Origin of the sequence: uncultured Tenacibaculum sp. (assembly GCF_947495995.1) — a bacterium.
Classification (GTDB): domain Bacteria; phylum Bacteroidota; class Bacteroidia; order Flavobacteriales; family Flavobacteriaceae; genus Polaribacter.
In genome coordinates, this window is sequence record NZ_CANMAX010000002.1 from 788,570 (window position 1) to 810,416 (window position 21,847).

General features: G+C 30.3%; 22 protein-coding genes. 13 read left to right on the forward strand and 9 right to left on the reverse strand.

The window, feature by feature from the left end; genetic code table 11:
* Positions 1 to 113 precede the first annotated feature (113 nt).
* The 5 genes from purB to Q1A15_RS08805 are packed head-to-tail and all read left to right on the forward strand — an operon-like array spanning position 114 to position 5,308.
* On the forward strand, positions 114 to 1,457 hold the full coding sequence (purB, locus tag Q1A15_RS08785) for an adenylosuccinate lyase (RefSeq protein ID WP_299621911.1): 1,344 nt from the start codon (positions 114 to 116) through the stop codon (positions 1,455 to 1,457).
* The gene (locus Q1A15_RS08790) at positions 1,457 to 1,888 is read left to right on the forward strand and encodes a hypothetical protein (protein ID WP_299621914.1); all 432 of its coding nucleotides are present in this window, start codon (positions 1,457 to 1,459) and stop codon (positions 1,886 to 1,888) included. Before purB ends, Q1A15_RS08790 begins: the two co-directional genes overlap by 1 nt.
* 47 nt (positions 1,889 to 1,935) lie before the next feature.
* A complete protein-coding gene (locus tag Q1A15_RS08795; RefSeq protein ID WP_299621917.1) occupies positions 1,936 to 2,259 on the forward strand; it encodes a hypothetical protein in 324 nt (107 codons plus the stop codon).
* Between the two features lie 39 nt (positions 2,260 to 2,298).
* Positions 2,299 to 4,701 (forward strand): TonB-dependent receptor, encoded by a 2,403-nt coding sequence (locus Q1A15_RS08800; RefSeq protein ID WP_299621920.1) that lies wholly within the window; start codon positions 2,299 to 2,301, stop codon positions 4,699 to 4,701.
* 37 nt (positions 4,702 to 4,738) lie between these two features.
* Entirely contained in the window at positions 4,739 to 5,308 is a 570-nt protein-coding gene (locus Q1A15_RS08805; protein ID WP_299621923.1) for a type 1 periplasmic binding fold superfamily protein, read from the forward strand.
* Between the two features lie 175 nt (positions 5,309 to 5,483).
* Here the strand turns inward: Q1A15_RS08805 and Q1A15_RS08810 are convergent, their stop codons facing one another.
* Both Q1A15_RS08810 and Q1A15_RS08815 read right to left on the reverse strand, forming a co-directional pair.
* Positions 5,484 to 6,791 (reverse strand): MFS transporter, encoded by a 1,308-nt coding sequence (locus Q1A15_RS08810; protein ID WP_299621926.1) that lies wholly within the window; start codon positions 6,789 to 6,791, stop codon positions 5,484 to 5,486.
* A gap of 75 nt (positions 6,792 to 6,866) precedes the next feature.
* Positions 6,867 to 7,688: a M48 family metallopeptidase gene (locus Q1A15_RS08815; RefSeq protein ID WP_299621929.1), complete on the reverse strand. Its 822-nt coding sequence runs from the start codon at positions 7,686 to 7,688 to the stop codon at positions 6,867 to 6,869.
* Positions 7,689 to 7,753: 65 nt separating this feature from the next.
* On the opposite strand from Q1A15_RS08815, the gene Q1A15_RS08820 reads away from it, so the two are divergent.
* The 3 genes from Q1A15_RS08820 to Q1A15_RS08830 are packed head-to-tail and all read left to right on the forward strand — an operon-like array spanning position 7,754 to position 9,750.
* Positions 7,754 to 8,671, forward strand: coding sequence for an alpha/beta hydrolase (locus Q1A15_RS08820; protein ID WP_299621932.1), 918 nt, complete (start codon positions 7,754 to 7,756; stop codon positions 8,669 to 8,671).
* A 2-nt stretch (positions 8,672 to 8,673) separates the two neighbouring features.
* A complete protein-coding gene (msrB, locus tag Q1A15_RS08825; RefSeq protein WP_299621935.1) occupies positions 8,674 to 9,159 on the forward strand; it encodes a peptide-methionine (R)-S-oxide reductase MsrB in 486 nt (161 codons plus the stop codon).
* A 36-nt stretch (positions 9,160 to 9,195) separates the two neighbouring features.
* Positions 9,196 to 9,750, forward strand: coding sequence for a DUF1572 domain-containing protein (locus tag Q1A15_RS08830; RefSeq protein WP_299621938.1), 555 nt, complete (start codon positions 9,196 to 9,198; stop codon positions 9,748 to 9,750).
* Here Q1A15_RS08830 and Q1A15_RS08835 read toward each other — a convergent pair.
* Positions 9,734 to 10,747, reverse strand: a complete 1,014-nt coding sequence (locus Q1A15_RS08835) for a LacI family DNA-binding transcriptional regulator (RefSeq protein ID WP_299621941.1) — start codon at positions 10,745 to 10,747, stop codon at positions 9,734 to 9,736. The two genes, Q1A15_RS08830 and Q1A15_RS08835, sit on opposite strands and share 17 nt — an antisense overlap.
* 99 nt (positions 10,748 to 10,846) lie before the next feature.
* On the opposite strand from Q1A15_RS08835, the gene Q1A15_RS08840 reads away from it, so the two are divergent.
* Both Q1A15_RS08840 and Q1A15_RS08845 read left to right on the forward strand, forming a co-directional pair.
* Entirely contained in the window at positions 10,847 to 11,380 is a 534-nt protein-coding gene (locus tag Q1A15_RS08840) for a GNAT family N-acetyltransferase (RefSeq protein ID WP_299621944.1), read from the forward strand.
* Positions 11,381 to 11,443: 63 nt separating this feature from the next.
* Positions 11,444 to 12,055 carry a hypothetical protein gene (locus Q1A15_RS08845; protein WP_299621947.1) on the forward strand — a complete coding sequence of 204 codons (612 nt, stop codon included), beginning with the start codon at positions 11,444 to 11,446 and terminating at the stop codon, positions 12,053 to 12,055.
* A 4-nt stretch (positions 12,056 to 12,059) separates the two neighbouring features.
* Here the strand turns inward: Q1A15_RS08845 and Q1A15_RS08850 are convergent, their stop codons facing one another.
* The 4 genes from Q1A15_RS08850 to Q1A15_RS08865 form a co-directional block, all read right to left on the reverse strand.
* Positions 12,060 to 12,815 (reverse strand): LytTR family DNA-binding domain-containing protein, encoded by a 756-nt coding sequence (locus Q1A15_RS08850; RefSeq protein WP_299621950.1) that lies wholly within the window; start codon positions 12,813 to 12,815, stop codon positions 12,060 to 12,062.
* 9 nt (positions 12,816 to 12,824) lie between these two features.
* Complete coding sequence (locus tag Q1A15_RS08855; protein WP_299621953.1) at positions 12,825 to 13,847, reverse strand: histidine kinase; 1,023 nt, start codon at positions 13,845 to 13,847, stop codon at positions 12,825 to 12,827.
* Positions 13,844 to 14,851 carry a histidine kinase gene (locus Q1A15_RS08860; protein ID WP_299621956.1) on the reverse strand — a complete coding sequence of 336 codons (1,008 nt, stop codon included), beginning with the start codon at positions 14,849 to 14,851 and terminating at the stop codon, positions 13,844 to 13,846. The genes Q1A15_RS08855 and Q1A15_RS08860 overlap by 4 nt, the downstream gene beginning before the upstream one ends.
* A 91-nt stretch (positions 14,852 to 14,942) precedes the next feature.
* Positions 14,943 to 16,283: a hypothetical protein gene (locus Q1A15_RS08865; protein ID WP_299621959.1), complete on the reverse strand. Its 1,341-nt coding sequence runs from the start codon at positions 16,281 to 16,283 to the stop codon at positions 14,943 to 14,945.
* A gap of 143 nt (positions 16,284 to 16,426) precedes the next feature.
* Between Q1A15_RS08865 and Q1A15_RS08870 the strand changes: the two genes are divergently transcribed.
* The 3 genes from Q1A15_RS08870 to folD all read left to right on the forward strand — a co-directional run bounded on the left by Q1A15_RS08870 (position 16,427) and on the right by folD (position 19,277).
* The gene (locus Q1A15_RS08870; RefSeq protein ID WP_299621962.1) at positions 16,427 to 16,954 is read left to right on the forward strand and encodes a DinB family protein; all 528 of its coding nucleotides are present in this window, start codon (positions 16,427 to 16,429) and stop codon (positions 16,952 to 16,954) included.
* Between the two features lie 41 nt (positions 16,955 to 16,995).
* Positions 16,996 to 18,324, forward strand: coding sequence for a signal recognition particle protein (gene ffh, locus Q1A15_RS08875; protein ID WP_299621965.1), 1,329 nt, complete (start codon positions 16,996 to 16,998; stop codon positions 18,322 to 18,324).
* A gap of 74 nt (positions 18,325 to 18,398) precedes the next feature.
* Positions 18,399 to 19,277: a bifunctional methylenetetrahydrofolate dehydrogenase/methenyltetrahydrofolate cyclohydrolase FolD gene (gene folD / locus Q1A15_RS08880; protein WP_299621968.1), complete on the forward strand. Its 879-nt coding sequence runs from the start codon at positions 18,399 to 18,401 to the stop codon at positions 19,275 to 19,277.
* A gap of 51 nt (positions 19,278 to 19,328) precedes the next feature.
* Here folD and Q1A15_RS08885 read toward each other — a convergent pair whose 3' ends face one another.
* Together Q1A15_RS08885 and Q1A15_RS08890 are read right to left on the reverse strand one after the other, a co-directional pair.
* Entirely contained in the window at positions 19,329 to 20,777 is a 1,449-nt protein-coding gene (locus Q1A15_RS08885; protein ID WP_299621971.1) for a nicotinate phosphoribosyltransferase, read from the reverse strand.
* Positions 20,774 to 21,847: an adenylosuccinate synthetase gene (locus tag Q1A15_RS08890; protein WP_299621974.1), complete on the reverse strand. Its 1,074-nt coding sequence runs from the start codon at positions 21,845 to 21,847 to the stop codon at positions 20,774 to 20,776. Before Q1A15_RS08890 ends, Q1A15_RS08885 begins: the two co-directional genes overlap by 4 nt.

The following is a 21,847-nucleotide window of genomic DNA, read 5'->3' on the forward strand; positions in this document are numbered from 1 at the left end:
GATTGAAATTTTTAAAAATAAAAACTCTAAAAACATACTAAAATTACTATTTAATAAATTCACATATAAGCATAGGATTTTCTATTTTTGTCGTTTGAACACAACACACTAATATGAGTTTAACTACATTAAATGCCATCTCTCCTATCGATGGTCGCTATAGAAACAAAGTAGATCAACTAGCTAATTATTTTTCTGAAGAAGCATTAATTAAATACAGAGTTAAAGTAGAAATTGAATATTTTATCGCTTTATGTGAAATTCCTTTACCTCAATTAGAAGATATTAATAAAGACTTATACGGTGAATTACGTAAAATCTATACGGATTTCACAGCTGAAGATGCTTTAAAAATTAAAGAAATTGAAAGCGTTACAAATCACGATGTAAAAGCTGTAGAATACTTTATTAAAGAAAAATTTGATGCTTTAAACTTATCAAAATATAAAGAATTTATTCACTTCGGATTAACTTCTCAAGATATTAATAACACAGCTATTCCTTTATCTATTAAAGATGCTGTAGAAGAAGTTTATTTTCCAACTTTAGATACATTAACATCTAAATTAGCAGATTTAGCTGAAGAATGGGAAAACATTCCTATGCTTGCAAGAACTCACGGACAACCTGCTTCTCCTACTCGATTAGGAAAAGAATTATTTGTTTTCGTTGAGCGTATTAATCAGCAAATATTATTCTTACAACATATTCCAAACGCTGCGAAGTTTGGTGGAGCTACAGGAAATTACAATGCACATAAAGTTGCATACCCAAATATTGATTGGAAAGCTTTTGGAACTTCTTTTGTTGAAGAAGTTTTAGAACTTCACCATTCGTTCCCAACAACTCAAATAGAGCACTATGATCACATGGCTAGCTTATTTGATGCTATGAAACGTGTAAATACAATTCTTATTGATTTAGATCGTGATATTTGGACGTACATTTCAATGGATTACTTCAAACAAAAGATTAAAAAAGGTGAAGTTGGTTCTTCTGCTATGCCTCATAAAGTAAATCCAATTGATTTTGAAAACTCTGAAGGAAATTTAGGAATTGCAAATGCTATTTTCGAACATTTAGCAGGTAAACTTCCAGTATCTCGTATGCAACGTGATTTAACAGACAGTACTGTACTTCGTAATGTTGGAGTTCCTTTCGGCCATACTTTAATCGCTTTTAAAGCAACTTTAAAAGGTTTAAGTAAGTTATTATTAAATCAACAAAAATTCGAAGATGATTTAGAAAATAACTGGGCTGTAGCTGCAGAAGCGATTCAAACTATTTTAAGAAGAGAAGGATATCCTAATCCATATGAAGCTTTAAAAGGTTTAACTCGTACTAATGAGAAAATTACTCAAGCATCTATCGCTAGTTTTATAGATACTCTAGAGGTTTCTGATCAAATTAAAGAAGAATTAAAACAAATTACACCATCAAATTATACAGGAATTTAATGAAATATTTAATCTTATCTTTTCTAGCTATAACACTTGCTTCTTGTTCTCCTAAAATCGAAGGAAATCCTGAGCGTTTCAAATTTGGTACGTTCGAAATTCCTGCTGGAGATAATTATAGTAAAACTATCATAGTTAGAAAAGATAGTTTACAAATAGAGTACTACACAAAAAAAGTTACAGTATCTACAGATAGTACTGTAACTGAAAAAGAGGTAGCACATATCGATACATTATACATCAAATGGAGAAATAACTTTTCATATACTTTAAAGATGAAAAGTCCTAAAACTGATTTAGATAAGGATCCTATTTTTGTACAAATGAACAAAGTAACAGACTCATCTTACAGTTACATTTCGAGGATAGGTTATTCTAAATTTAAACCTGAAGGTACTGTGTACATTAGCAAGAATCCTATTAAAAACTAAGTTAATTAATTGGTTATTTAAAATAAATCTAGTTAATTTGCCTTTTGATGAAAATTTTTAAGAAATATGTATCCATAGTCATGTTATTGACTTTACTATTGACTCCGTCAGTGGTTCAGTTAATGCATGCTTTAGACTCTGATCACTTAGAGTCTAAGATTTGTATTTCTGAAGATAGTAAACATCTACACGATCATGAAGCTGAATGTGAACTTTGTAAATTCCATTTCAATGCATTTACGGTAAATGAGTTCAGCATAGTTAATTTCACTTCATTATCTAAAATTGATTCACTTGAAAGTTTTTATACTTCATTACAAAACACTTTTAACTTAACCTCTTTATTAAGAGGACCTCCTGCTTTAGTTTAATTATTCGTATTAGCATATAATTCAAACTAAACAATCAAAATGAAATTTTATCACCGTATTTTGATTTTATTATTGATTTTTATTTCAAATTCAATAATTAGTCAAAATTGTACATATACTTTTTCTGGGCTTGTAGAAGATTTTCATGATAAGTCTCCGATAATTGATGCAACTGTACACATAAAAAACCTTAATAGATACGCTGCTACCGACTTAGAAGGTAAGTTTTCTTTTAAGAATTTATGTTCAGGTAAATTAATTGTAGAGATTTCTCATGTTGCTTGTGATACTCAAATTTTGGAAATCAATTTAACTAAAAATACTTATAAAGTAATTGATTTAGAACACCATATTGAAGAGTTGAAAGAAGTTCAAGTTAAATCTGCTACAGGAATAAAAACTAAAACATCACAAGAAACTTTAATAAAAGAAAATATTATTGAAGAATATAGTGATGCTAGTTTAGGAGATGCCTTAAAGGAAGTATCTGGTGTATCATCTATAAATACTGGAAATTCTATTGTTAAACCAATAATTAATGGTTTACATAGTAGTAGAATTTTAATTTCTGTAAATAACGTTAGATTACAAGATCAAGATTGGGGTATAGAACATGCTCCTAATGTTGATATTAGTGCAGCAGGAAGTATTTCAGTAATTAAAGGTGCAAATGCGCTTGAATATGGTGGTGATGCAATTGGTGGTGTTGTAGTTATTAATCCTCCAAAGATTATCTTAAAAGATTCTTTGTATGGAAAAACTATAATCTCTCAACAAACTAACGGTAGACTTGCTTCAATTAATACATCTTTAAACAAAACTTATAAAAAAGGTTGGTTTATTAACGGTCAGGCTTCTCTTAAAAGAGCGGGAGATTTCGAAGCTCCTGATTATAATTTAACAAATACTGGATTAAAATCTTTTGGTATTAATCTTAGTGGTGGTTATAAAAAATTTGACAGAGGTTTTGAAATTTTTGTAAGTCATGTATCTAATGAAATAGGGATACTTAGAGCGGCTCATATTGGTAGTACTTCTGATTTAGTTAATAGTATTAACAGTGGTGTACCAACAGTTATTAGAGATTTTAGTTACGATATTAACAATCCAAAACAAGATGTAACACATCTACTTTTAAAGGCTAACTTTTATAAAAGATTCAAAGGCCTTGGAAAGTTTTCATTTCAATATGATTTTCAGCAAAATGAGAGAAAAGAGTTTGACGTAAGACGTGGTGGAAGAAGTTCTTTAGCTGCGTTAGATTTAAACTTAAAAACTCACAACATTAAGGCTGATATGAAGTTTGATGCTAATCCGAACAAGATATTCAAAATTGGGATTTCTGGCGGATATCAAACAAATTTTCCTGACCCTGGTACAGGGGTAAGACGACTAATACCTGATTATGATAAGTATATTTTGGGAGTTTATACTTTATCTGAATTGATTTTTTTTAATGGTTTAATTTTTTCATCAGGTATCAGATACGACTTTAACCATATTGACGCTAAGAAATTTTATCTAAAGTCTAGATGGAATTCACAGAATTACGATCAAGATTTTAGCTCTATAATAATAGATGACAGAGGCACACAATATTTAACAGATCCAACTTTTAATTATCATAATTTATCAGCTTCAGTTGGCCTGTCATATGATTTTGACTCTAAAAATTCTTTATTGTTCAATTACGGATTATCGAATAGAGCTCCAAATCCAGCCGAGCTATTCAGCGATGGTTTACACCATACTGCAGCAAGGATTGAGTTAGGAGATTTACGTATCCGTCCAGAATCTTCCCATAGAATTTCTTCAACCTATAAATATACAGGAGAGAAATTTAAAGCTTCAGTCGAAGGTTTTTACAACTTTATCGACGATTTTATTTATATAGAACCATCTGGAACAGAAACTACCATTAGAGGTGCTTTTGTGGTATGGTCTTATAAACAAATAAAAGCCAATCTATTTGGCTTAGACTCTGATATATCGTACGAAATTAACGATAATTTTTCAATTAGAAATAGATCTTCCTTTATTAAGGGAAGAGATTTAAGCAGTAATAGAGCTTTAATAGATATTCCTCCTTTTAAAACTGTAAACACTTTGCAGTATTATAACACTAAATGGAATAACTTTTATGCATCATTAGAAAGTGAATTCAATGCTAGACAGAATGAATTTCCTAATAACAACTTTACCACCTTTGTAGCTACATCAAACACAAATGAATTGGTAGATATTAGCACTCCTCCTGATGCTTATCACTTATTAAACTTTTCTACTGGATTAAATCTAAAGTTATTTAAAACAAAAGTAGGTTTGAATTTATTTGTAAATAATATTCTAAATACTTCGTATAGAAATTATTTAAATCAACTACGTTTTTTTGCAGACGATATTGGAAGAAACTTTAAAATACAATTAAAAATTAATTATTAAAATATAGAACCTTAAATAAATTAAACAATTATATATTATGAAGTCAATTAAATTATTAGCATTTTTATTTATTTCAACATTAGTTTTTACTGGATGTTCTGATGACGATGATAACGTTCCTGGAGAAGTAAATGAAGAAGAAGTAATTACTACGATGACAATTACTTTAACTGCTACTGGTCAAACTGATGTAGTTTTAAGAACTCAAGATTTAGACGGTGACGGACCAAATGCTCCTGTATTAACTGTTTCTGGGCCATTTGCAGCTAACACTACTTATACTGGGTCAATCGTTTTATTAAACGAAACTGAAAGCCCAGCTGAAAATATTACTGAAGAAATCGAAGAGGAAGACGAAGAGCACCAATTCTTCTATACAGCTACTGGTGTAAATGCTACATTTGCTTATGCTGGTCCTAACGATGAAAACGGAAATCCTGTTGGATTAAACTTTACTTTAACTACTGGTGCTGCTAGTACTGGTTCTTTAAGTTTTACATTAAGACATGAGCCTATGAAAACTGCTACTGGAGTAAGTACTGGTGACATTACTAATGCTGGTGGTGAAACTGATATCGAAACTACTTTCAGCGTAACAGTTCAGTAAGATATACGAAAATCAATCAACCAAATAAAAGAAGAGCTTCCTTGTGAAGCTCTTTTTTTATTTCTTGTAATTAAGATTATTGATTAAATTATAATGTTTAGTAAATTTATAAATGCCTGAAATAATTATTAATACTTTCTCTATTCACTATTTCTGAACAAAACAAATAAATATATTATGATACATATTTTGTTTTCTTTAATCCGCTTAAAACGATAATAGAAGCTAAAAAGAAGATTGCTAAAGATAATACACTCCATTGCATAGAGTTCGTAATTGCATTTAGTAAACCATACACGAAAGTTCCTGTTACGATAGCTATTTTTTCAGTTACATCAAAGAAACTAAAGTATGTAGCATGATCTTCTGTTTCTGGTAATAACTTAGAATACGTAGATCTTGCTAAAGACTGTATAGCACCAAGTACTAAACCTAATACTCCACCTAACATATAAAAATACACCAATATATTATCTAAATCTTTATGTAACATAAAAGCTCCAAAGCAAACAAACATCCAAGCAATTATTGTAATTTTTAACGCTAATACATTACCGTATTTTTCAGAAATTCTTGAAAAAATATATGCGCCAAAAATCGCTAAAACCTGAATAATTAATATTGTACCAATTAAATGTTCTTTGGCTAATTTTAATTCTGCTGTTCCAAATAAGGCAGCTGTTACAATGATAGTCTGTACTCCTACGCTCAATAAAAAGAAAGTTATTAAAAATCTTTTTAAAGCAGGATGATCTTTTTTTACTTCTTTTAATACCTTTTTTAACTCTTGGTAACCTTTCCATAAATATCCATCTTCCAATTGATCTTTTGGTACTTTTCTATCTTTAGGCAATCTTTTAAAAGTAATTTGTGCAAAGCCTAACCACCAAACTCCAACAATCACAAATGATAAACGAGAAGCTAAACCTCCGTCTAAACCAAATGTATCAGGGAATAAAATAAGTACAAGACATATAATCAGTAGAATTATTGAACCTATATACCCGTTAATAAATCCTTTTGCACTTACTCTATCATGATCTTCTGGGTGGGCTATTTCTGGTAAATAAGCATTATAAAAAACAATACTTCCCCAAAAACCAATACTTGCCAAAATACTAGCAACAATTCCTACCCAAGTTGTCGATAAATCCTCGAAGAAAAACAAACTCATCACAGATAAACTACCTAGTAAACAGAAGAATTTCATAAAGCTTTTCTTATTTCCTCTATAATCTGCAATACCCGATAAAATAGGTGAAATTATTGCCACAATTAAAAAAGAAAAAGATAATGCATACGTATATAAAGAATTAGGGTGTTCCCATTCAATACCTAAAAAAGAAACAAAATTATTTTCTGTAATTGCATCATAATACATTGGAAAAATAGCAGTACTTATTACCAATGAATATACAGAGTTTGCCCAATCGTAAAAAGCCCAACCATTTATAACTTTAGAATCTCCTTGTTTTGTTTGCATAACGTTATGAAATTAAAAAACCGCTCTTATAGTTAAGAACGGTTTGCAATATACTTAAAAAGTAAGTTGTAATTTCTACTTTTTTGTCTGTGCATTATATTTAGCAGCCAATTGTTTTGCTGTTGGCAAATAAGCTTTAAGATCTGCAATTCTCGTTTGATTGTGTGGGTGTGTACTTAAAAACTCTGGTGGAGCTTTTCTCCCACTCTTTTGAGCATCTTCACTCATACGAATCCAAACATTTACTGCTTCTTCTCCCCTATAACCTGCCATAATCATAAATACAAGTCCTAGTTTATCAGCTTCAGTTTCGTGAGTTCTACTAAACTTTAACATTCCTAATTGAGATCCAACACCATAGGCTAAATTCCATAAGTTACTTTGCTTACTATTGGCTGTACCAATTGCTACAGCTGCTCCTCCTAATTGTTGCATTTGAGCAGAAGACATACGTTCTTGTCCGTGTTTAGCAAATGCGTGTGCAACTTCGTGTCCCATAACAGCAGCAACACCATCAGTATTAGCACAAATTGGCATAATACCTGTGTAAAAAACTACTTTACCTCCTGGCATACACCAAGCATTGATTGTTTTATCATTAATTAAATTGAATTCCCAACGATAAGAATCTGCTTCAGATTTCATTCCATTTGCTCTCATGAAACGATCTACAGCTCCAGCTATATTTTTTCCAATAGTTTTTAATTCACGAGCTTGTTTAGTATTGCTAATAATTTTACTCTTATTCTCTTTTAAAAAACCATCATATTGCTGAAAACTCATTGGTAATACTTGAGCATCGCTAACAAAATTTACTCTTTTTCTTCCTGTGATTGGCACAGTTTCACATTGAATAAACAATGCTATTATTCCTAAAAATACTAGTATTCTTCTCATCTGTTATTGATTTTTTTTACACACTACAAAGGTAAGACTCATTTTTTGAGTAAAAGTCACTTTCTATGAAATTAAAAATACAAATTCTATCTTTACCAGAAAAATCAGACATTTTAATGAAAACTACTCAGCATCGAATCTTACCTTCAAGTATGCCAATTCCGAGCAAGATTAAAAAAGTAAGTAGATTCATTCAATTTATATCTCCTCGTTTAGTAACGAAGTTCTCATTGAAGTTATTTTCTACACCTATAAAATTTCCTTTACCAGAAAGAGAAAAAACAATGTGGAAAAGCGCTCAAAAAAGTAGATTAAAAGTAACTACAATTAATAAGGAAATTGATGTACTTACTTACGGTTATTCATCTAAGAAAGTATTATTAGTACATGGTTGGTGTGGTAGAAGTACACAATTATTTATGGTTGCTGATAAATTACTTGAAAAAGGATATATGGTTATTTCTTTTGATGCACCTGCACATGGAAAATCTGAAGGAAAAACAACATTAATGCCTGAATTTATTGAAGCGATTCATGCTGTAAATAAAGAACACGGACCATTTGATGCTGCTGTCGGACATTCTTTAGGTGGAATGTCTTTATACTCTGCATATGCTGATGGTTTTAAAACTAATAAAATTGTTTCTGTTGGATCTGGAGATACCATTAGTGAGATTCTTTTGAATTTTACCAATAATCTTACATTGAAATCGAAAATAACTAAGAAAATGAAACAGCATTACGATAAAAAATTAGGTAGAGATATCGACTTAAATGCTAGTTCTGAGACTGCTAAAAGTGTAGATATTCCTGCATTAGTTGTTCACGATTCTCTTGATGGTGATGTTGCTGTAAGTTGCGCGTATAGTATTCGTCAAAACTTACAACAGGGTTCTATTTTAATCACTCAAGGATTAGGACACACTAAAATTTTGCGTGATAAAGAAACCATGAATAGGATTGTTGAATTTATAATTTCGTAAAAATGAAGAAAGTTTTAGTCTTATTTTCTATTATCGCTTTAATTTCTTGTGAGTCTATCGCTCAGAAAGAAAAAAAAGCTAATAGCAAAAAATACAATGTTGAAAAGACAACAGAGGAATGGAGAAAAGCTTTAACTCCAATGCAATATTATGTGTTGAGAGAAGCTGGAACAGAAAGACCAAACACAAGTGAATATACATATTCTAAAAAGAAAGGAACTTTTGTGTGTGCTGGTTGCGATATTCCTTTGTATAAATCGGATCGAAAATTTAATTCTGGTACAGGTTGGCCATCGTTTGATAAAGCCATCGAGAAAAACGTAGAAACCGATGTTGATTATAAAATTGGATACGCAAGAACAGAATTGAAATGTAATAATTGTGGCGGACATTTAGGTCATCGTTTTAATGATGGACCAAGAGAAACAACAGGGATACGAGATTGTATTAATGGTGTTGCTTTAAAATTCATTCCTTCAAAAAATTAATGTAATTTAAGAGTTGAAAATTTCAACTCTTTTTTTATGTCTAATTCTTACTTAGAAAGTGTTATAAAGCAGTTTCAATATTATAAAAGTTTAGGAGATAAAACTTTCGAACAACTTTCTGAAGATCAAATCTTTTATACTTTAAACGATGAAACTAATTCAATGGCTATCATTGTAAAACATATAGCCGGAAATATGTTATCGCGTTGGACTAACTTTTTACTTGAAGATGGAGAAAAAGAATGGCGAAATAGAGATCAAGAATTTGAAAATTCATTCATAACTAAAAAACAAATAATTGATTATTGGGAACAAGGCTGGAATTGTTTGTTTGATGCTATTAATCCATTAACTATAGATGATTTAGATAAAATTATTTATATCAGAAATCAAGGTCATACAGTAACAGAAGCAATTAATCGTCAGTTATGTCATTATTCATATCATACAGGACAAATTGTATTTTTAGGAAAAATGCTAACCAACGAAAAATGGCAATCACTGTCTATTCCAAAAGGAAACTCGAAACAATATAATCAAGAAAAGTTTTCTAAAGAGAAAACAAAGAAACACTTTACAGAGGATTTATAATCGTTTGTGTAGTTGCTCTTTCACATAAAGAAGAATAAATTACTGTTACCTTATCTCCTTTTGTTTCTTTTTTATTTAATCGATCTAACAATTGTTTTGCTGTGGTTCTACCTAACCTTTTTCCGTGTTGGTCAACAGTACTTAAACTTGGTTTTAAATGCTCAGAAATTTTTGTTCCAGCATACCCAATCATTAGTAGTTTTCTGTCTTCTAATAAACCTCTTTTACTAGCTATTCTGAAAGCTGCTAGCGATGCTTCTTCATCTAATGCTATAATTCCATCTACACGCTCTTCATCAAATAAAACATGAAATTCATTTTCAATATACATTTCATTTCCTTTCACAATCAGAGGCTCTTGTTCATCTTTAATAGCTTCTAAATAACCTAACAATCTTGCATTTTCATCACTCAAGTTTTTATTTGAAGACGCCAAAGCAATATTAGAAGCTCCTTTGAATTTTAAATGTCTTACTGCCTTTTGTACAGCCTCAAAATCATTTACCAATATTTTATCACACTTTACAGAATTATCTACTCTATCAAACATGATTAAATCAATATTGTCTGAAATATCACTTAAATGTCTGAAATCTTGTTTTAACTGTGTTTCTTCAGTAACTGCTATGATAATACCATCTACTAAACCATTTACTAAAGTTTCAACAGCTTTCACTTCCTTTTCATACGATTCATTGGTTACCGTAATGATAATATTATAATCGGTATCTGCTAAAACACTTTCAATTCCTCGTAATGCTCTTACTAAGAAAAAGTCTTTAATACTTGGAAGTACAACTCCAATAGTATTTGTTTTCCCTGATTTTAAATTTAATGCTGCTCGATTAGGTCTGTAATTATAACGTTTTGCTGCCTCTTCGACCTTTTTTTTAGTAGCCTCACTAATTTCGTAACTGTCATTTAAAGCTTTAGAAACTGTAGATGCAGAAACATCAAGAATCTTAGCCAACTCTTTTAGCGTGATACTTTTTTTCATAAAAAATTAATATTTGTTCGGTTCCTTCGGTCGTAAATGTATTAATTTGCTTTTTGTGATCAAAAAAAATATGATTTCACAATTATAAAATTATTGCAAATGAACTCTTATATCTTTACTTCAGAAAATTTAGGTTTTAGAAATTGGAAAGCTAGTGATTTAGATGAATTATATCGTTTAAACTCTAATACAGAAGTAATGCGCTTTTTTCCTTCAACAGCTACTAAAGAACAATGTGAGCAGTTTATTTTAAGAATGCAAAAACAATTAGAAACACATAAATATTGTTATTTTGCTACTGAAAAAAAGGAAACTCAAGAGTTTATTGGATTTGTAGGATTTTCATTGCAAACTTATAAAGCAGATTTTAATCCTTCTACGGATATTGGTTGGCGTTTGTTACCAGATTTCTGGGGAAACGGTTACGCAACTGAAGGTGCCAAACGTTGTTTATCGTACGGGTTTGAAACTTTAAAGTTACCTGAAATTGTTTCTGTCGCTCCTTCAATCAATATTCCTTCAATAAAAGTAATGGAGAAAATAGGAATGCAAAAAGCTAGCACTTTTAATCATCCTTTATTAAAAGAATATCCGAATCTAGAATCTTGTGTTTTATATAAAATTAAGCAGTAAAACTCTGTAACAAAGCTTAGTCATATTCGTCTCCGTTTTTAGTAACCAAGTAAAAAATTAGAGATGAAAAATAAACTATTACCGCAGTTATTTATTATATACACTAGGTATTTAATAGGATTTGCTTTTGTATTTGCTAGCTTAAAAAAAATTCAAGGTCGACGATTTACGACCGATAGCGGTGCAGAAAATCCGATCAACACCGCTTGGCATTTTTTTGAAACTTTATATCAATCTGGCTTGTATTGGAAGTTTATAGGAGTTGGACAATTAATTGCAGGGTTATTACTTATGACACAACGTTATTCTAAATTAGGAGCTGTTGTATTTTTTCCTGTGATAGCTAATGTTTTTGTAATTACCATTTCTTATGATTTTAGAGGAACACCAATTATAACTGGACTAATGCTTTTGGCCAATATTTTATTATTGATTTGGGATTGGGATACCTTAAAAGTATTGGTAAACAAAGAACCTAATTTTCCTGATGTAAACAGATTAGAATCGGATAGCATTTGGACATTTATGGGATTTGCTTTTCTTTTAATTACACTAGGCACTAGTTTTGTGAATGACGGAAAAGATCTCTTAGTCGTGTTAATTGGTATTTTATCTGTTAGTATTGGTGGATTAATTTTAGGAATCAGAAGACATAAAAAACGAGCTATTAAATAGCTCGTTAATTTCCTTCGAACCAATTTTTAAATTGGGCTACTTTTTCTCTACTGACGATAATTTCTTTGTCTACTTTAAAAGATGTTATAATTTTTAATCTACTATTTGAATACACTAAAACATCTTGTATTGCATTGATACTAATTATAAATGTTCGGTTTACTCTAAAAAAGTTCTTAGGATCTAAAACCTTTACAAGATCTTCTAATTTAAAATCTAATATGTATTTTTTTTCTGTATTCGTAACCAAATAAACCGTTCTTCCATCAGCATAAAACAGAGAAATTTCCTCCGTTTTTACAGAATGGATATGATTTCCTAGCTTTACTAAAAAGCGATCTTTATATTTTCTAGTAATTAAACTTTCTGCAACATTAGTAATAGCTTCGTTTTTCACAAATAAATTATGCATTGACTTTAATTTTGTCATTGCTTTTGAAATATCTGTAAAAGTGATTGGTTTTAGTATATAATCGATACTATTTACTTTAAAAGCATCAATTGCATATTCGTCGAAAGCTGTAACAAAAATGATTGGCTTTTTGATTATAGTTTGATTGAAAATTTCAAAACTTAATCCGTCAATTAATTGCACGTCCATGAATACAACATCAAAATCATTATCAGACTGAAACCAATCTACAGCCTTACTAATACTTTCATGTTTTGCAATAACTTGAATATTTGTATCGTATTTTAAAAGATATCGCTCTAGTTTTTCTGCTGCTAAAGGTTCATCTTCAATAATTACAATTTTCATTGGTTTGGTTTAGTTTTTAATAGTTAGTTTAGGAAAAGTAATTGTTCTTTTAAAATCTGTCTGCGCTAACTTTATTTCTATATCGCTATAAATAGCATAAACTCGTTGAATTTCTTTTAAATTTTGCTGTGTAAATGGTGATGTAATTTTATCATTGATTACATACGACAAAACAAAACTTTCGTTGTGTTCTTTAAGTTCAATTTCTAAATTTAAACTAGAAGAAATTATAGTTGTTCGAATAATCTGTTCAATTATAAATAACAAACTTCTTGGCACAACTAAGAATTCGGTTTCGAGCTGATTTATAATACTGATGTTTCTGTAGGGTAAATAATTAAATAGTTTCACCAATATTTCGCACGTTTCTAATTCTTCTTCAACAGGAACTAATTGTTGATTTTTACTCGATAAAATATATCTGTAAATCGTAGCTAAATGGTCTATAAAATCATCTGCACTATCTGGATCATTCTGTATTAGTACTAATAAATTTTCAAAGCTCTCGAATAATAAATCAGGATTAATACCTTCTTTAAATTCTCTAAATTCGTCTTCAATTAACTGAAGATATTGACGCTCTTCTGTTAATTTTTTCTCATTGATTTTATGTAAAAATTCATGACTCAAGAACAGTAAAACATATATAATGCTAATCGCACTAAAAACACTGTTGAACAATAGTAACTCTTCAAAAGCAGGTGAAAAACCTAATACTTGTTTATAGTAAATACTGATAAAAAAAGTTACTATTACAATACATAAAATAATAGAACTTAACGCTTGAATTAATAGTGATAACAACGTGTTTTTTATCAATTCAAATCTTTTGATAAGTAACAATAACAGTCTAGAAAATTCTTGAACTATGTATGATAAACCTATACAAACGTAAAGTTCTTCACTTAAAAATTCTTCTTGAACTTGTGCAACGTTATTATTCACCAATAAGATTAGTAAATACACAACTACCCCATTAAAAACAGGACTTAACAATCGAAACAGTGGTTTATGTATAAATAACTTTTTCATCGAATTATCGGTAGTTTTACTAAGAAGTTTTCTCCATTAGTTACTTCTATATTTTTCTTTGTGAGTAGTAAGTAACGACTATTGATATTTTTTAATCCGATTTTAAATGAGCTTATATTTTTAGGTTTAGATGTAATGTTATTTTTGATGTAAATAAACTCTTCATCATTGGTAATTTTCACCTCTAAAGGATGTTCATTACTCATTACATTATGTTTTACCGCATTTTCTACTAACATTTGTATTGATAATGGCGGAATATGAGTTTTTAAGATATCAGGAGATATCGAAATTTCGCAATTATACCTACCGCTAAATCTATTAGAAATTAAATAATTATAAGATTCAACTAAAGTTATTTCTTTTTCTAAATTAGTAAGTTTTACAATGTAACTCTTTAAAACATAGTGATACATTAAAGCTAATTTTCTAACAAACAATGAAGCTTTTGTTTTGTCTTTATGAGTTAAAGATGAAATTGTATTTAATCCGTTAAATAAAAAATGTGGACTCAATTGTGATTTTAGTGCTTCAAACTGATGTTCAATTTGATTTCGCTCTAATTTTACCGCTTCAATCTGTAAAGTCGCATATGAATAGTAAGAATACAAAGCAAAGTAAATAACTTGAAACAAAATAGTGACAATACATAGCAAAATTCCCAATTTGATAAACGACAATTTGTATTCAGAGAAATCTGTAATATTACCTACTACATTTACATACGCATAACAGGCAAAATAGCTAGCTAAAAAAGTAATAGTAAAATGAATTACAATTCCAGAAAACAATCGTAAGCCTTCGTTTTTTTTCCATGAAATGTTTTTATCTAAAAAACTTGAAATTACCGTATTTAAATACGCAACAACAATACCTAAAACACCTAATAATAAAAGTATAGACGTTTGAATACGTTGTACTTGTTGCTCACTAATTAGCATGTAATATCCAATAGAAACCCCAAGTATTAATCCAATACTTATAATCAAGAGATTTTTTTTCATGAAGTTAAGCGCTAGTTGATTTTATTTTATCTCATTGCTAAAGTAGCTAAATATCAAAGAGATGTCTAGCTACTTTAAAAATTTATACTATTTAGTAAACAGCTTTCATTGCTTTTCCTAAATATAAATCTGAACTTATAGTTTTAGCTCTTTCCATGTAAGCATCTTTAACTCGTTGCGAAGATTTTTTCACTTTCGGAGCAAATGCTACTAAAGAAGATGATAAATAGTTACTTGAACTTATTGAAGTTAAATTTTCTAAAACTTTGATTAATTGACTTTCCGTTAAATCTTTCTTGGCTAATTTTTTATAAACCTCAGAAGCATAGTAATCAGAATCTACATTCTTTTCAATTAAACTTAACAATTCACTTAAAGTTTTATCATCTAAATCTTTCTTTAATAAACCTTTTATAACTCCTGCTGCGTAATAATCTGAATCTACATCACCTAAAGATGCAATAAAAACATTGTAATTTTCTTTAGATAAGTCTTCTTTCTTTAATGCCTCTTTTAATACTTCACTCTTATAATAATCTGAATCAATCTTGCTAGAAAGTTTCATGATTTTATTCATGTTCGATTTATTCAAACTTCTATTGTTAAGTATTTTTCTTAATACCTCAGATAAATAATAATCTGAATCAATATTATTAGAAATTGCTAATAATTCATCTAATTGATCGTCTGTGATTTTTTTACTGTTAATGGCATTCATTAATACTTGTGACATATAGTAATCAGATTTTATACTTTTAGTAGCTTTTATGTAAGCTGAAATAGTTTCTGAATTTTGTAAAAACTTATCCTGATTTTTCTGTAAAATATTTGATAAATAATAGTCAGAAGTAATGTTTTTACTAGCAGAACTCAATAGTTTTATTAAATCAGAACTTTTTAAATCTCTTTCTAACAACAATCTAAAATATGCTGATCTTGAATAGTCTCCTTTTAATTCATTTATTTCGTTAAGAACAGCTGTAGCTCCTCCTCTATTGTAAAAACGTTCTACTCTAGCTTCTGCAGCAATTCCTGTAGTTCTAATGATATCTGGTAGAATTTCAGCTAACCAAGATTTTCCTTCAGGTTCGAAACTTTTTTCTGTTCTACCTACGTAATATTTTCTATTTAAATCGCCTCTTTCTGCTTCAATTACTAACTTTCTCTTTTTTCCAAAGCTTGATGTTTTAATTTCTATAAAACCACCTCTTGAAATAGATACGATTTCTTTATCATCATCAGAAACTTCAATATCACCTTCATATTCTATTTTAAAGTTTCCTTTACCTTTAATGAATAAGTCAACATTTCCTATGTTTCGTTTTAAATTACCGTTCTTACCATAGATTTTTATGTTTGTCTGTGCTGTTACATTAAATGCGATAGAAGACAACATTATAAGTAACGTTAATATGATTGATTTTGTTTTCATAATTACTATTTTTTGTTTTACAAGCTCAAAAGTATTTGATGATTACACTTAAAAAAAACGAAATGTAATCAACTGTATTTTTAATGTAGTCAATTGTAAAATTTAATTTTATATCTTTAAAATACATTTCATTTTACACGAATATGGATAAAAAATCAATTTCAAATTTACTGGAAGAAAAACATCAAAAATTATTTGAATGGATTGCACAGCAAGATGGAAATTATTGGGAAAAAGGTCCAGAAAATAGATGGACAGCAGGACAACAAATTCAGCATCTTGTAGATTCTATAAAACCTTTAAATCTTGCTTTAAGTTTACCCTCATTTATTTTAAAAGCAAAATTTGGAACAACGAATAGAGAACTAAGAACTTACGATGAGATTGTAAATAAATACAATGAAAAACTAATAAAATATAAAGACAAGGCTAGAGATTTTAACAGCAAAGTAAGCACACCTGATGAAAAGAAGTTAATTAAACTTGTAACTACGCTCAAAAAACAAAATAAAAAACTACAATACAAGACCGAAAAATTAAGTAATTATAAACTTGACAACTTAATTTTACCTCATCCATTACTAGGAAAAATGCCACTTCGCGAAATAATTATGTGGACAGCACATCATACTGAACATCACACAACAGATTTAATTGAAAACTACTCTTAAAATACCTATATTTGTGCCTCTAAAAAATGTAGCAGACATCGATGTTTAATAATTTAAGTGAAAAATTAGATAAGGCTCTACACTCGCTGAAGGGTCATGGTAAGATAAATGAGGTTAACGTTGCCGAAACTTTAAAAGAAGTTCGTAGAGCACTTTTAGATGCCGATGTTAACTTTAAAATTGCAAAACAATTCACAAACTCGGTTAAGGAAAAAGCCATGGGACAAGACGTATTAACTACGTTAAATCCTGGTCAGTTAATGGTAAAAATCGTAAAAGATGAGTTAACTGAATTAATGGGTGGAGATACTGTTGGTATCAGCCTTGGTGGAAGTCCGACTGTAATTTTAATGTCTGGTTTACAAGGATCGGGTAAAACAACTTTCTCTGGTAAGCTAGCCAATTACTTAAAAAACAAGAAAACTAAACAAGTATTATTAGTAGGTTGTGATGTTTATCGTCCTGCCGCTATTAATCAGTTACAAGTTGTTGGAGAACAAATCGGTGTTGAAGTTTATGCTGAAGTAGGAAACCAAAATCCTGTTGAAATTTCTCAGAATGCAATTAAGCATGCAAAAGCAAACGGTAAAAATGTGGTGATTATTGATACCGCTGGTCGTTTAGCTGTTGATGAAGAAATGATGACAGAGATTTCTAATATTCATAAAGCTGTTAATCCAAATGAAACATTATTTGTTGTAGATTCTATGACAGGGCAAGATGCAGTAAACACTGCCAAAGCCTTTAATGATGTTTTAAATTTTGACGGAGTTGTATTAACGAAGTTAGATGGTGATACAAGAGGTGGTGCTGCATTATCTATTAAATCTGTAGTTGATAAACCAATTAAGTTTATTGGTACAGGTGAAAAAATGGATGCAATTGATGTATTCCACCCGAATCGTATGGCTGATCGTATCCTTGGAATGGGAGACGTTGTGTCATTAGTTGAGCGTGCTCAAGAACAATACGATGAAGCTGAAGCTAGAAAATTACAGAAGAAAATTGCTAAAAACCAATTTGGTTTTGACGATTTCTTAAATCAGATTCAGCAAATCAAGAAAATGGGTAGCATGAAAGACTTAGTTGGAATGATACCTGGTGCTGGAAAAGCATTAAAAGATGTAGATATTGATGATGATGCATTCAAAGGAATTGAGGCAATCATTTTTTCAATGACTCCTGAAGAAAGAAGTAAACCTTCTGTTATAAACGCAAGTAGAAAAAAGAGAATCGCAAAAGGTTCTGGAACCTCGGTACAAGAAGTAAATCAGCTCATGAAACAATTTGATCAAATGAGCAAAATGATGAAAATGATGCAAGGCGGCGGAGGCAAAAGAATGATGCAGATGATGCGAGGAATGAGATAAAAAATTACAGAAGAGAAGTGTGCCCACTTCTCTTTTTTATTTACGTAACATAAACAACACACTAACAACAAGAAATGATTTTATTAGACGGAAAAAAGACTTCTGCAGACATTAAAGAAGAAATTGCTTTAGAAGTTGGAGAGTTAAAGAGAAATGAGAAAAAAGCACCACATTTAGCTGCAATTATCGTTGGAAACGACGGAGCTAGCTTAACGTATGTAAATGCTAAAGTAAAAGCATGTGAGCGTGTAGGTTTCGAATCGACTTTAATTCAACTACCAGAAGAAACTACTGAAGCTGAATTGTTAAATGAAATTGAAATTTTAAATGTCGATAATGATATTGATGGATTTATCGTACAGTTACCTTTACCTAAACATATCGACGAACAAAAGGTATTATTAGCTGTAGATCCTGCTAAAGATGTAGACGGTTTTCACCCTGAAAATGTTGGTAGAATGGCTTTAAACTTACCAACTTTTATTTCTGCAACTCCATTCGGAATTTTAGAATTACTAGATCGTTATGAAGTTGAAACTTCAGGAAAAAATGTAGTCGTTATTGGACGTAGTCATATCGTTGGAAGTCCGATGAGTATTTTGCTTTCTCAAAAGAGAAAAGTAGGAAATGCAACAGTTACATTGACACACAGTAGAACTCAAAATTTAGAAGCAATTACAAAAGAAGCAGATATTATTGTTGCAGCTATTGGTATTCCTGAATTTTTAAAAGGTGATATGGTAAAAGAAGGTGTCGTTGTAATTGATGTTGGAATTACTAGAGTTGCTGATGCTTCTAAAAAAAGTGGATTTAGATTAGTTGGAGATGTTGCTTTTGATGAAGTAGCAGAGAAATCTTCATTTATCACTCCAGTTCCTGGAGGTGTTGGACCAATGACTATAGCAATGTTATTAAAGAATACACTTATCGCTAATAAACGTAGAAATAGTTAATTATATCTACATTATATAAAATAAAAAAGGAAGCAAATTGCTTCCTTTTTTTTATAATAATCTATTTCTAATTGCTGATAGACTATCATCAATTAATAATTTTCCATCTCTATATACTTCTCTTAGTTCACCTTTTTGTTCTTCTTCCCAAGAAACTTGATCAACTAATTTATACGTATCATTTTCTTTTTCAATTTTAATTAATCCTTTCGCTGATTTTTTAGTTCCGTCATCTGTAATTGGATCTTTAAAAATGGCTCTTCCTTCTCCAGCTACTTCCCCGTAGGTTGCCTTCATAGCAAATCCAAACGTATCTCTAGTATTATACTGATATGTAAAAGAACCGATTCCTAAAACAACATTAGTAGATGCAAATCCTTTTTGTTTTAATCGCTCACAAATTTGAGTTGCTCTAGCTAAAGTGATACTATCACCATAAATAGCTCCGATGTGCGCATCTAATTCTTTATATCCTTTTTCATTTGTAACTCCTCCAAAAATATCCCAAAGTAATTCTACTACTCCTTTTTGTTCAACTTCTGAAGTCGCATTTGGATTTCCACAAATAATATCAACTGGATCTCCACTATCTGGACGAATAACTACTTTTCCATCTCTAGCCAGAACCTCTTCTTTTAAGTTCGGAAGATATTCTGTTAATACTTTCCATAAATCCCAAGTATCAGAAACAATAGAAACAATTCCTTTAGGATACACTTCTGTAATTAATCTTTTAAATGTTTCTTCTTCTCCACTATTCGTTCCCATACACATTACAGAGTGTTCAGTTGCTGCTACCGAAAAGCCTACTACTTCATTATCAGAATCTGCATTATAATACTCCTCAAGAAAATCGATTGCAGGTATCGTATCTGTTCCCCAAAAACTTAATAAGTGTCCTGATGCAGAAAGCATTGCTGCTTCTAAACCAGCCATACCTCTCATAGAAAAATCATGAGCTTGAAATGCTACAGCCAAAAATTCTGAAGAAGTCTCTTTAGAATATTTGCATAATATATTACGATACTGTTTAGCTATCGTAGCCGAGTTACAAGGCATCCAAATTGTTGTAGATAATAAAGTTTCAAAATAATTTGTTAACCAAAAAAACTCTGGTAACGTATTATACATGGTAAACATTGGAACTCGGATAGGGACAGAAACCCCTTCTGGTAATGCTTTAATTACCATTGGTAAAAATCCCAAATCATGTAACGCTTCAATGTGTGCTACACCAACTTGATTACCTCCTATATAATTATTAATACGTCTAGCATATTTTTTAGAAATTTCATCTTTCGGCTGTTGAAAGAAGTTTTTAGTGAAATCTTCAATAAGATATTTTTTAATAAAGTATTGTAAACCAAAGAATACAACTTCATTTACACCTTCAATTCTACTTTTTCTTGGTGTCCAGTTAGAATAAACTAAAGTAGTATTATCAGGATATTGTCTTCTGTGATCTACTTTGTATCCGTCTGTATATAATAAGGGATTCATATGTTTATTTTTTTAATTGCTGTTGATTCTGCACCGTAAGAGCCATAAAATTCATCAAAATGTTCTTTTAATAACTCCCAATTTAATTCTGGTTGATATTGATCTAAACACGTCATTACTAAAGTTGATTTCTTTGATTTATTATAAATCTGATCGATATTTTTCGCGTGTAATAACAACGGTATGTTTAGTTTAGCTGTTCGCAAATGTTTCTGAAATTCGTTGTAAACACAGGTTTCTTCTTCTGTATTTACCAATTCTAACTCTTCTTCATTTAGCATCCAACCATTTCCATGTCGTGTCGCATAAGATCTTGTGATATAATAGGTTTCTATCTCATCAATGTTTAACTTTTCACAAATCTCAATGGCATTTTTTGCTGTTGTATTTGCATAAGTAACATTAGGGAACGTACCATGATTCATATCTAACAATACTCCTTGGCTGCCTTCGAAAATAATAGTTTCATATGTATTTAAGAAAGAATAATCTTTAATTTTTATATCTAAATCGGAAACACAATCTAAAAAATATGCTACTTCATTTGCCAATTCTGGAATATCAAATAATCCGTAATAGTTTGCAATACTGTTTAGTTTTTCTAAAAGCATAGATTTAGGACCGACCAAATCGATTGCATACAATTTATACGGACCTTCATTTCTCTTCATCGTTGCCCCTATTCCTTTACCGCAACTTCCGTGAGCTAAATTTTTACTGTTTTTCCTATTAGACCAAACATCGAAAGGAGTCGTTACTTTTGCCAATGGATGAACTGACAAAGTAACGTTGCCTTTCTTCTTTTTTAATTCTTGTAATTCTGTATGCAAAAAAGTAGGATGAATAGTACAGTGTTCACTAAAATAAGAAGGTAATCCGCGTAATGCTCCACTACAAAAGCTAGAGTGTACGTGTTTTCTGTCTCCAATTTTAACCGTGTGCGCTGCTTGTTGTCCGCCCGAAAAACGAACTACTATAGCTTCAGGATTTTTAGTACACAAAAAATCTGTTGTAATACCTTTCCCTTCGTCACCAAAACCTAATCCTATAACTATTTTTGCTTTTTTCAT

Bases quoted from the DNA above. Each gene is read 5' to 3' on its own strand.
- purB (WP_299621911.1), top strand. From the start codon at position 114: ATGAGTTTAACTACATTAAATGCCATCTCTCCTATCGATGGTCGCTAT.
- Q1A15_RS08790 (WP_299621914.1), top strand. From the start codon at position 1,457: ATGAAATATTTAATCTTATCTTTTCTAGCTATAACACTTGCTTCTTGT.
- Q1A15_RS08795 (WP_299621917.1), top strand. From the start codon at position 1,936: ATGAAAATTTTTAAGAAATATGTATCCATAGTCATGTTATTGACTTTA.
- Q1A15_RS08800 (WP_299621920.1), top strand. From the start codon at position 2,299: ATGAAATTTTATCACCGTATTTTGATTTTATTATTGATTTTTATTTCA.
- Q1A15_RS08805 (WP_299621923.1), top strand. From the start codon at position 4,739: ATGAAGTCAATTAAATTATTAGCATTTTTATTTATTTCAACATTAGTT.
- Q1A15_RS08810 (WP_299621926.1), bottom strand. From the start codon at position 6,791: ATGCAAACAAAACAAGGAGATTCTAAAGTTATAAATGGTTGGGCTTTT.
- Q1A15_RS08815 (WP_299621929.1), bottom strand. From the start codon at position 7,688: ATGAGAAGAATACTAGTATTTTTAGGAATAATAGCATTGTTTATTCAA.
- Q1A15_RS08820 (WP_299621932.1), top strand. From the start codon at position 7,754: ATGAAATTAAAAATACAAATTCTATCTTTACCAGAAAAATCAGACATT.
- msrB (WP_299621935.1), top strand. From the start codon at position 8,674: ATGAAGAAAGTTTTAGTCTTATTTTCTATTATCGCTTTAATTTCTTGT.
- Q1A15_RS08830 (WP_299621938.1), top strand. From the start codon at position 9,196: ATGTCTAATTCTTACTTAGAAAGTGTTATAAAGCAGTTTCAATATTAT.
- Q1A15_RS08835 (WP_299621941.1), bottom strand. From the start codon at position 10,747: ATGAAAAAAAGTATCACGCTAAAAGAGTTGGCTAAGATTCTTGATGTT.
- Q1A15_RS08840 (WP_299621944.1), top strand. From the start codon at position 10,847: ATGAACTCTTATATCTTTACTTCAGAAAATTTAGGTTTTAGAAATTGG.
- Q1A15_RS08845 (WP_299621947.1), top strand. From the start codon at position 11,444: ATGAAAAATAAACTATTACCGCAGTTATTTATTATATACACTAGGTAT.
- Q1A15_RS08850 (WP_299621950.1), bottom strand. From the start codon at position 12,815: ATGAAAATTGTAATTATTGAAGATGAACCTTTAGCAGCAGAAAAACTA.
- Q1A15_RS08855 (WP_299621953.1), bottom strand. From the start codon at position 13,847: ATGAAAAAGTTATTTATACATAAACCACTGTTTCGATTGTTAAGTCCT.
- Q1A15_RS08860 (WP_299621956.1), bottom strand. From the start codon at position 14,851: ATGAAAAAAAATCTCTTGATTATAAGTATTGGATTAATACTTGGGGTT.
- Q1A15_RS08865 (WP_299621959.1), bottom strand. From the start codon at position 16,283: ATGAAAACAAAATCAATCATATTAACGTTACTTATAATGTTGTCTTCT.
- Q1A15_RS08870 (WP_299621962.1), top strand. From the start codon at position 16,427: ATGGATAAAAAATCAATTTCAAATTTACTGGAAGAAAAACATCAAAAA.
- ffh (WP_299621965.1), top strand. From the start codon at position 16,996: ATGTTTAATAATTTAAGTGAAAAATTAGATAAGGCTCTACACTCGCTG.
- folD (WP_299621968.1), top strand. From the start codon at position 18,399: ATGATTTTATTAGACGGAAAAAAGACTTCTGCAGACATTAAAGAAGAA.
- Q1A15_RS08885 (WP_299621971.1), bottom strand. From the start codon at position 20,777: ATGAATCCCTTATTATATACAGACGGATACAAAGTAGATCACAGAAGA.
- Q1A15_RS08890 (WP_299621974.1), bottom strand. From the start codon at position 21,847: ATGAAAAAAGCAAAAATAGTTATAGGATTAGGTTTTGGTGACGAAGGG.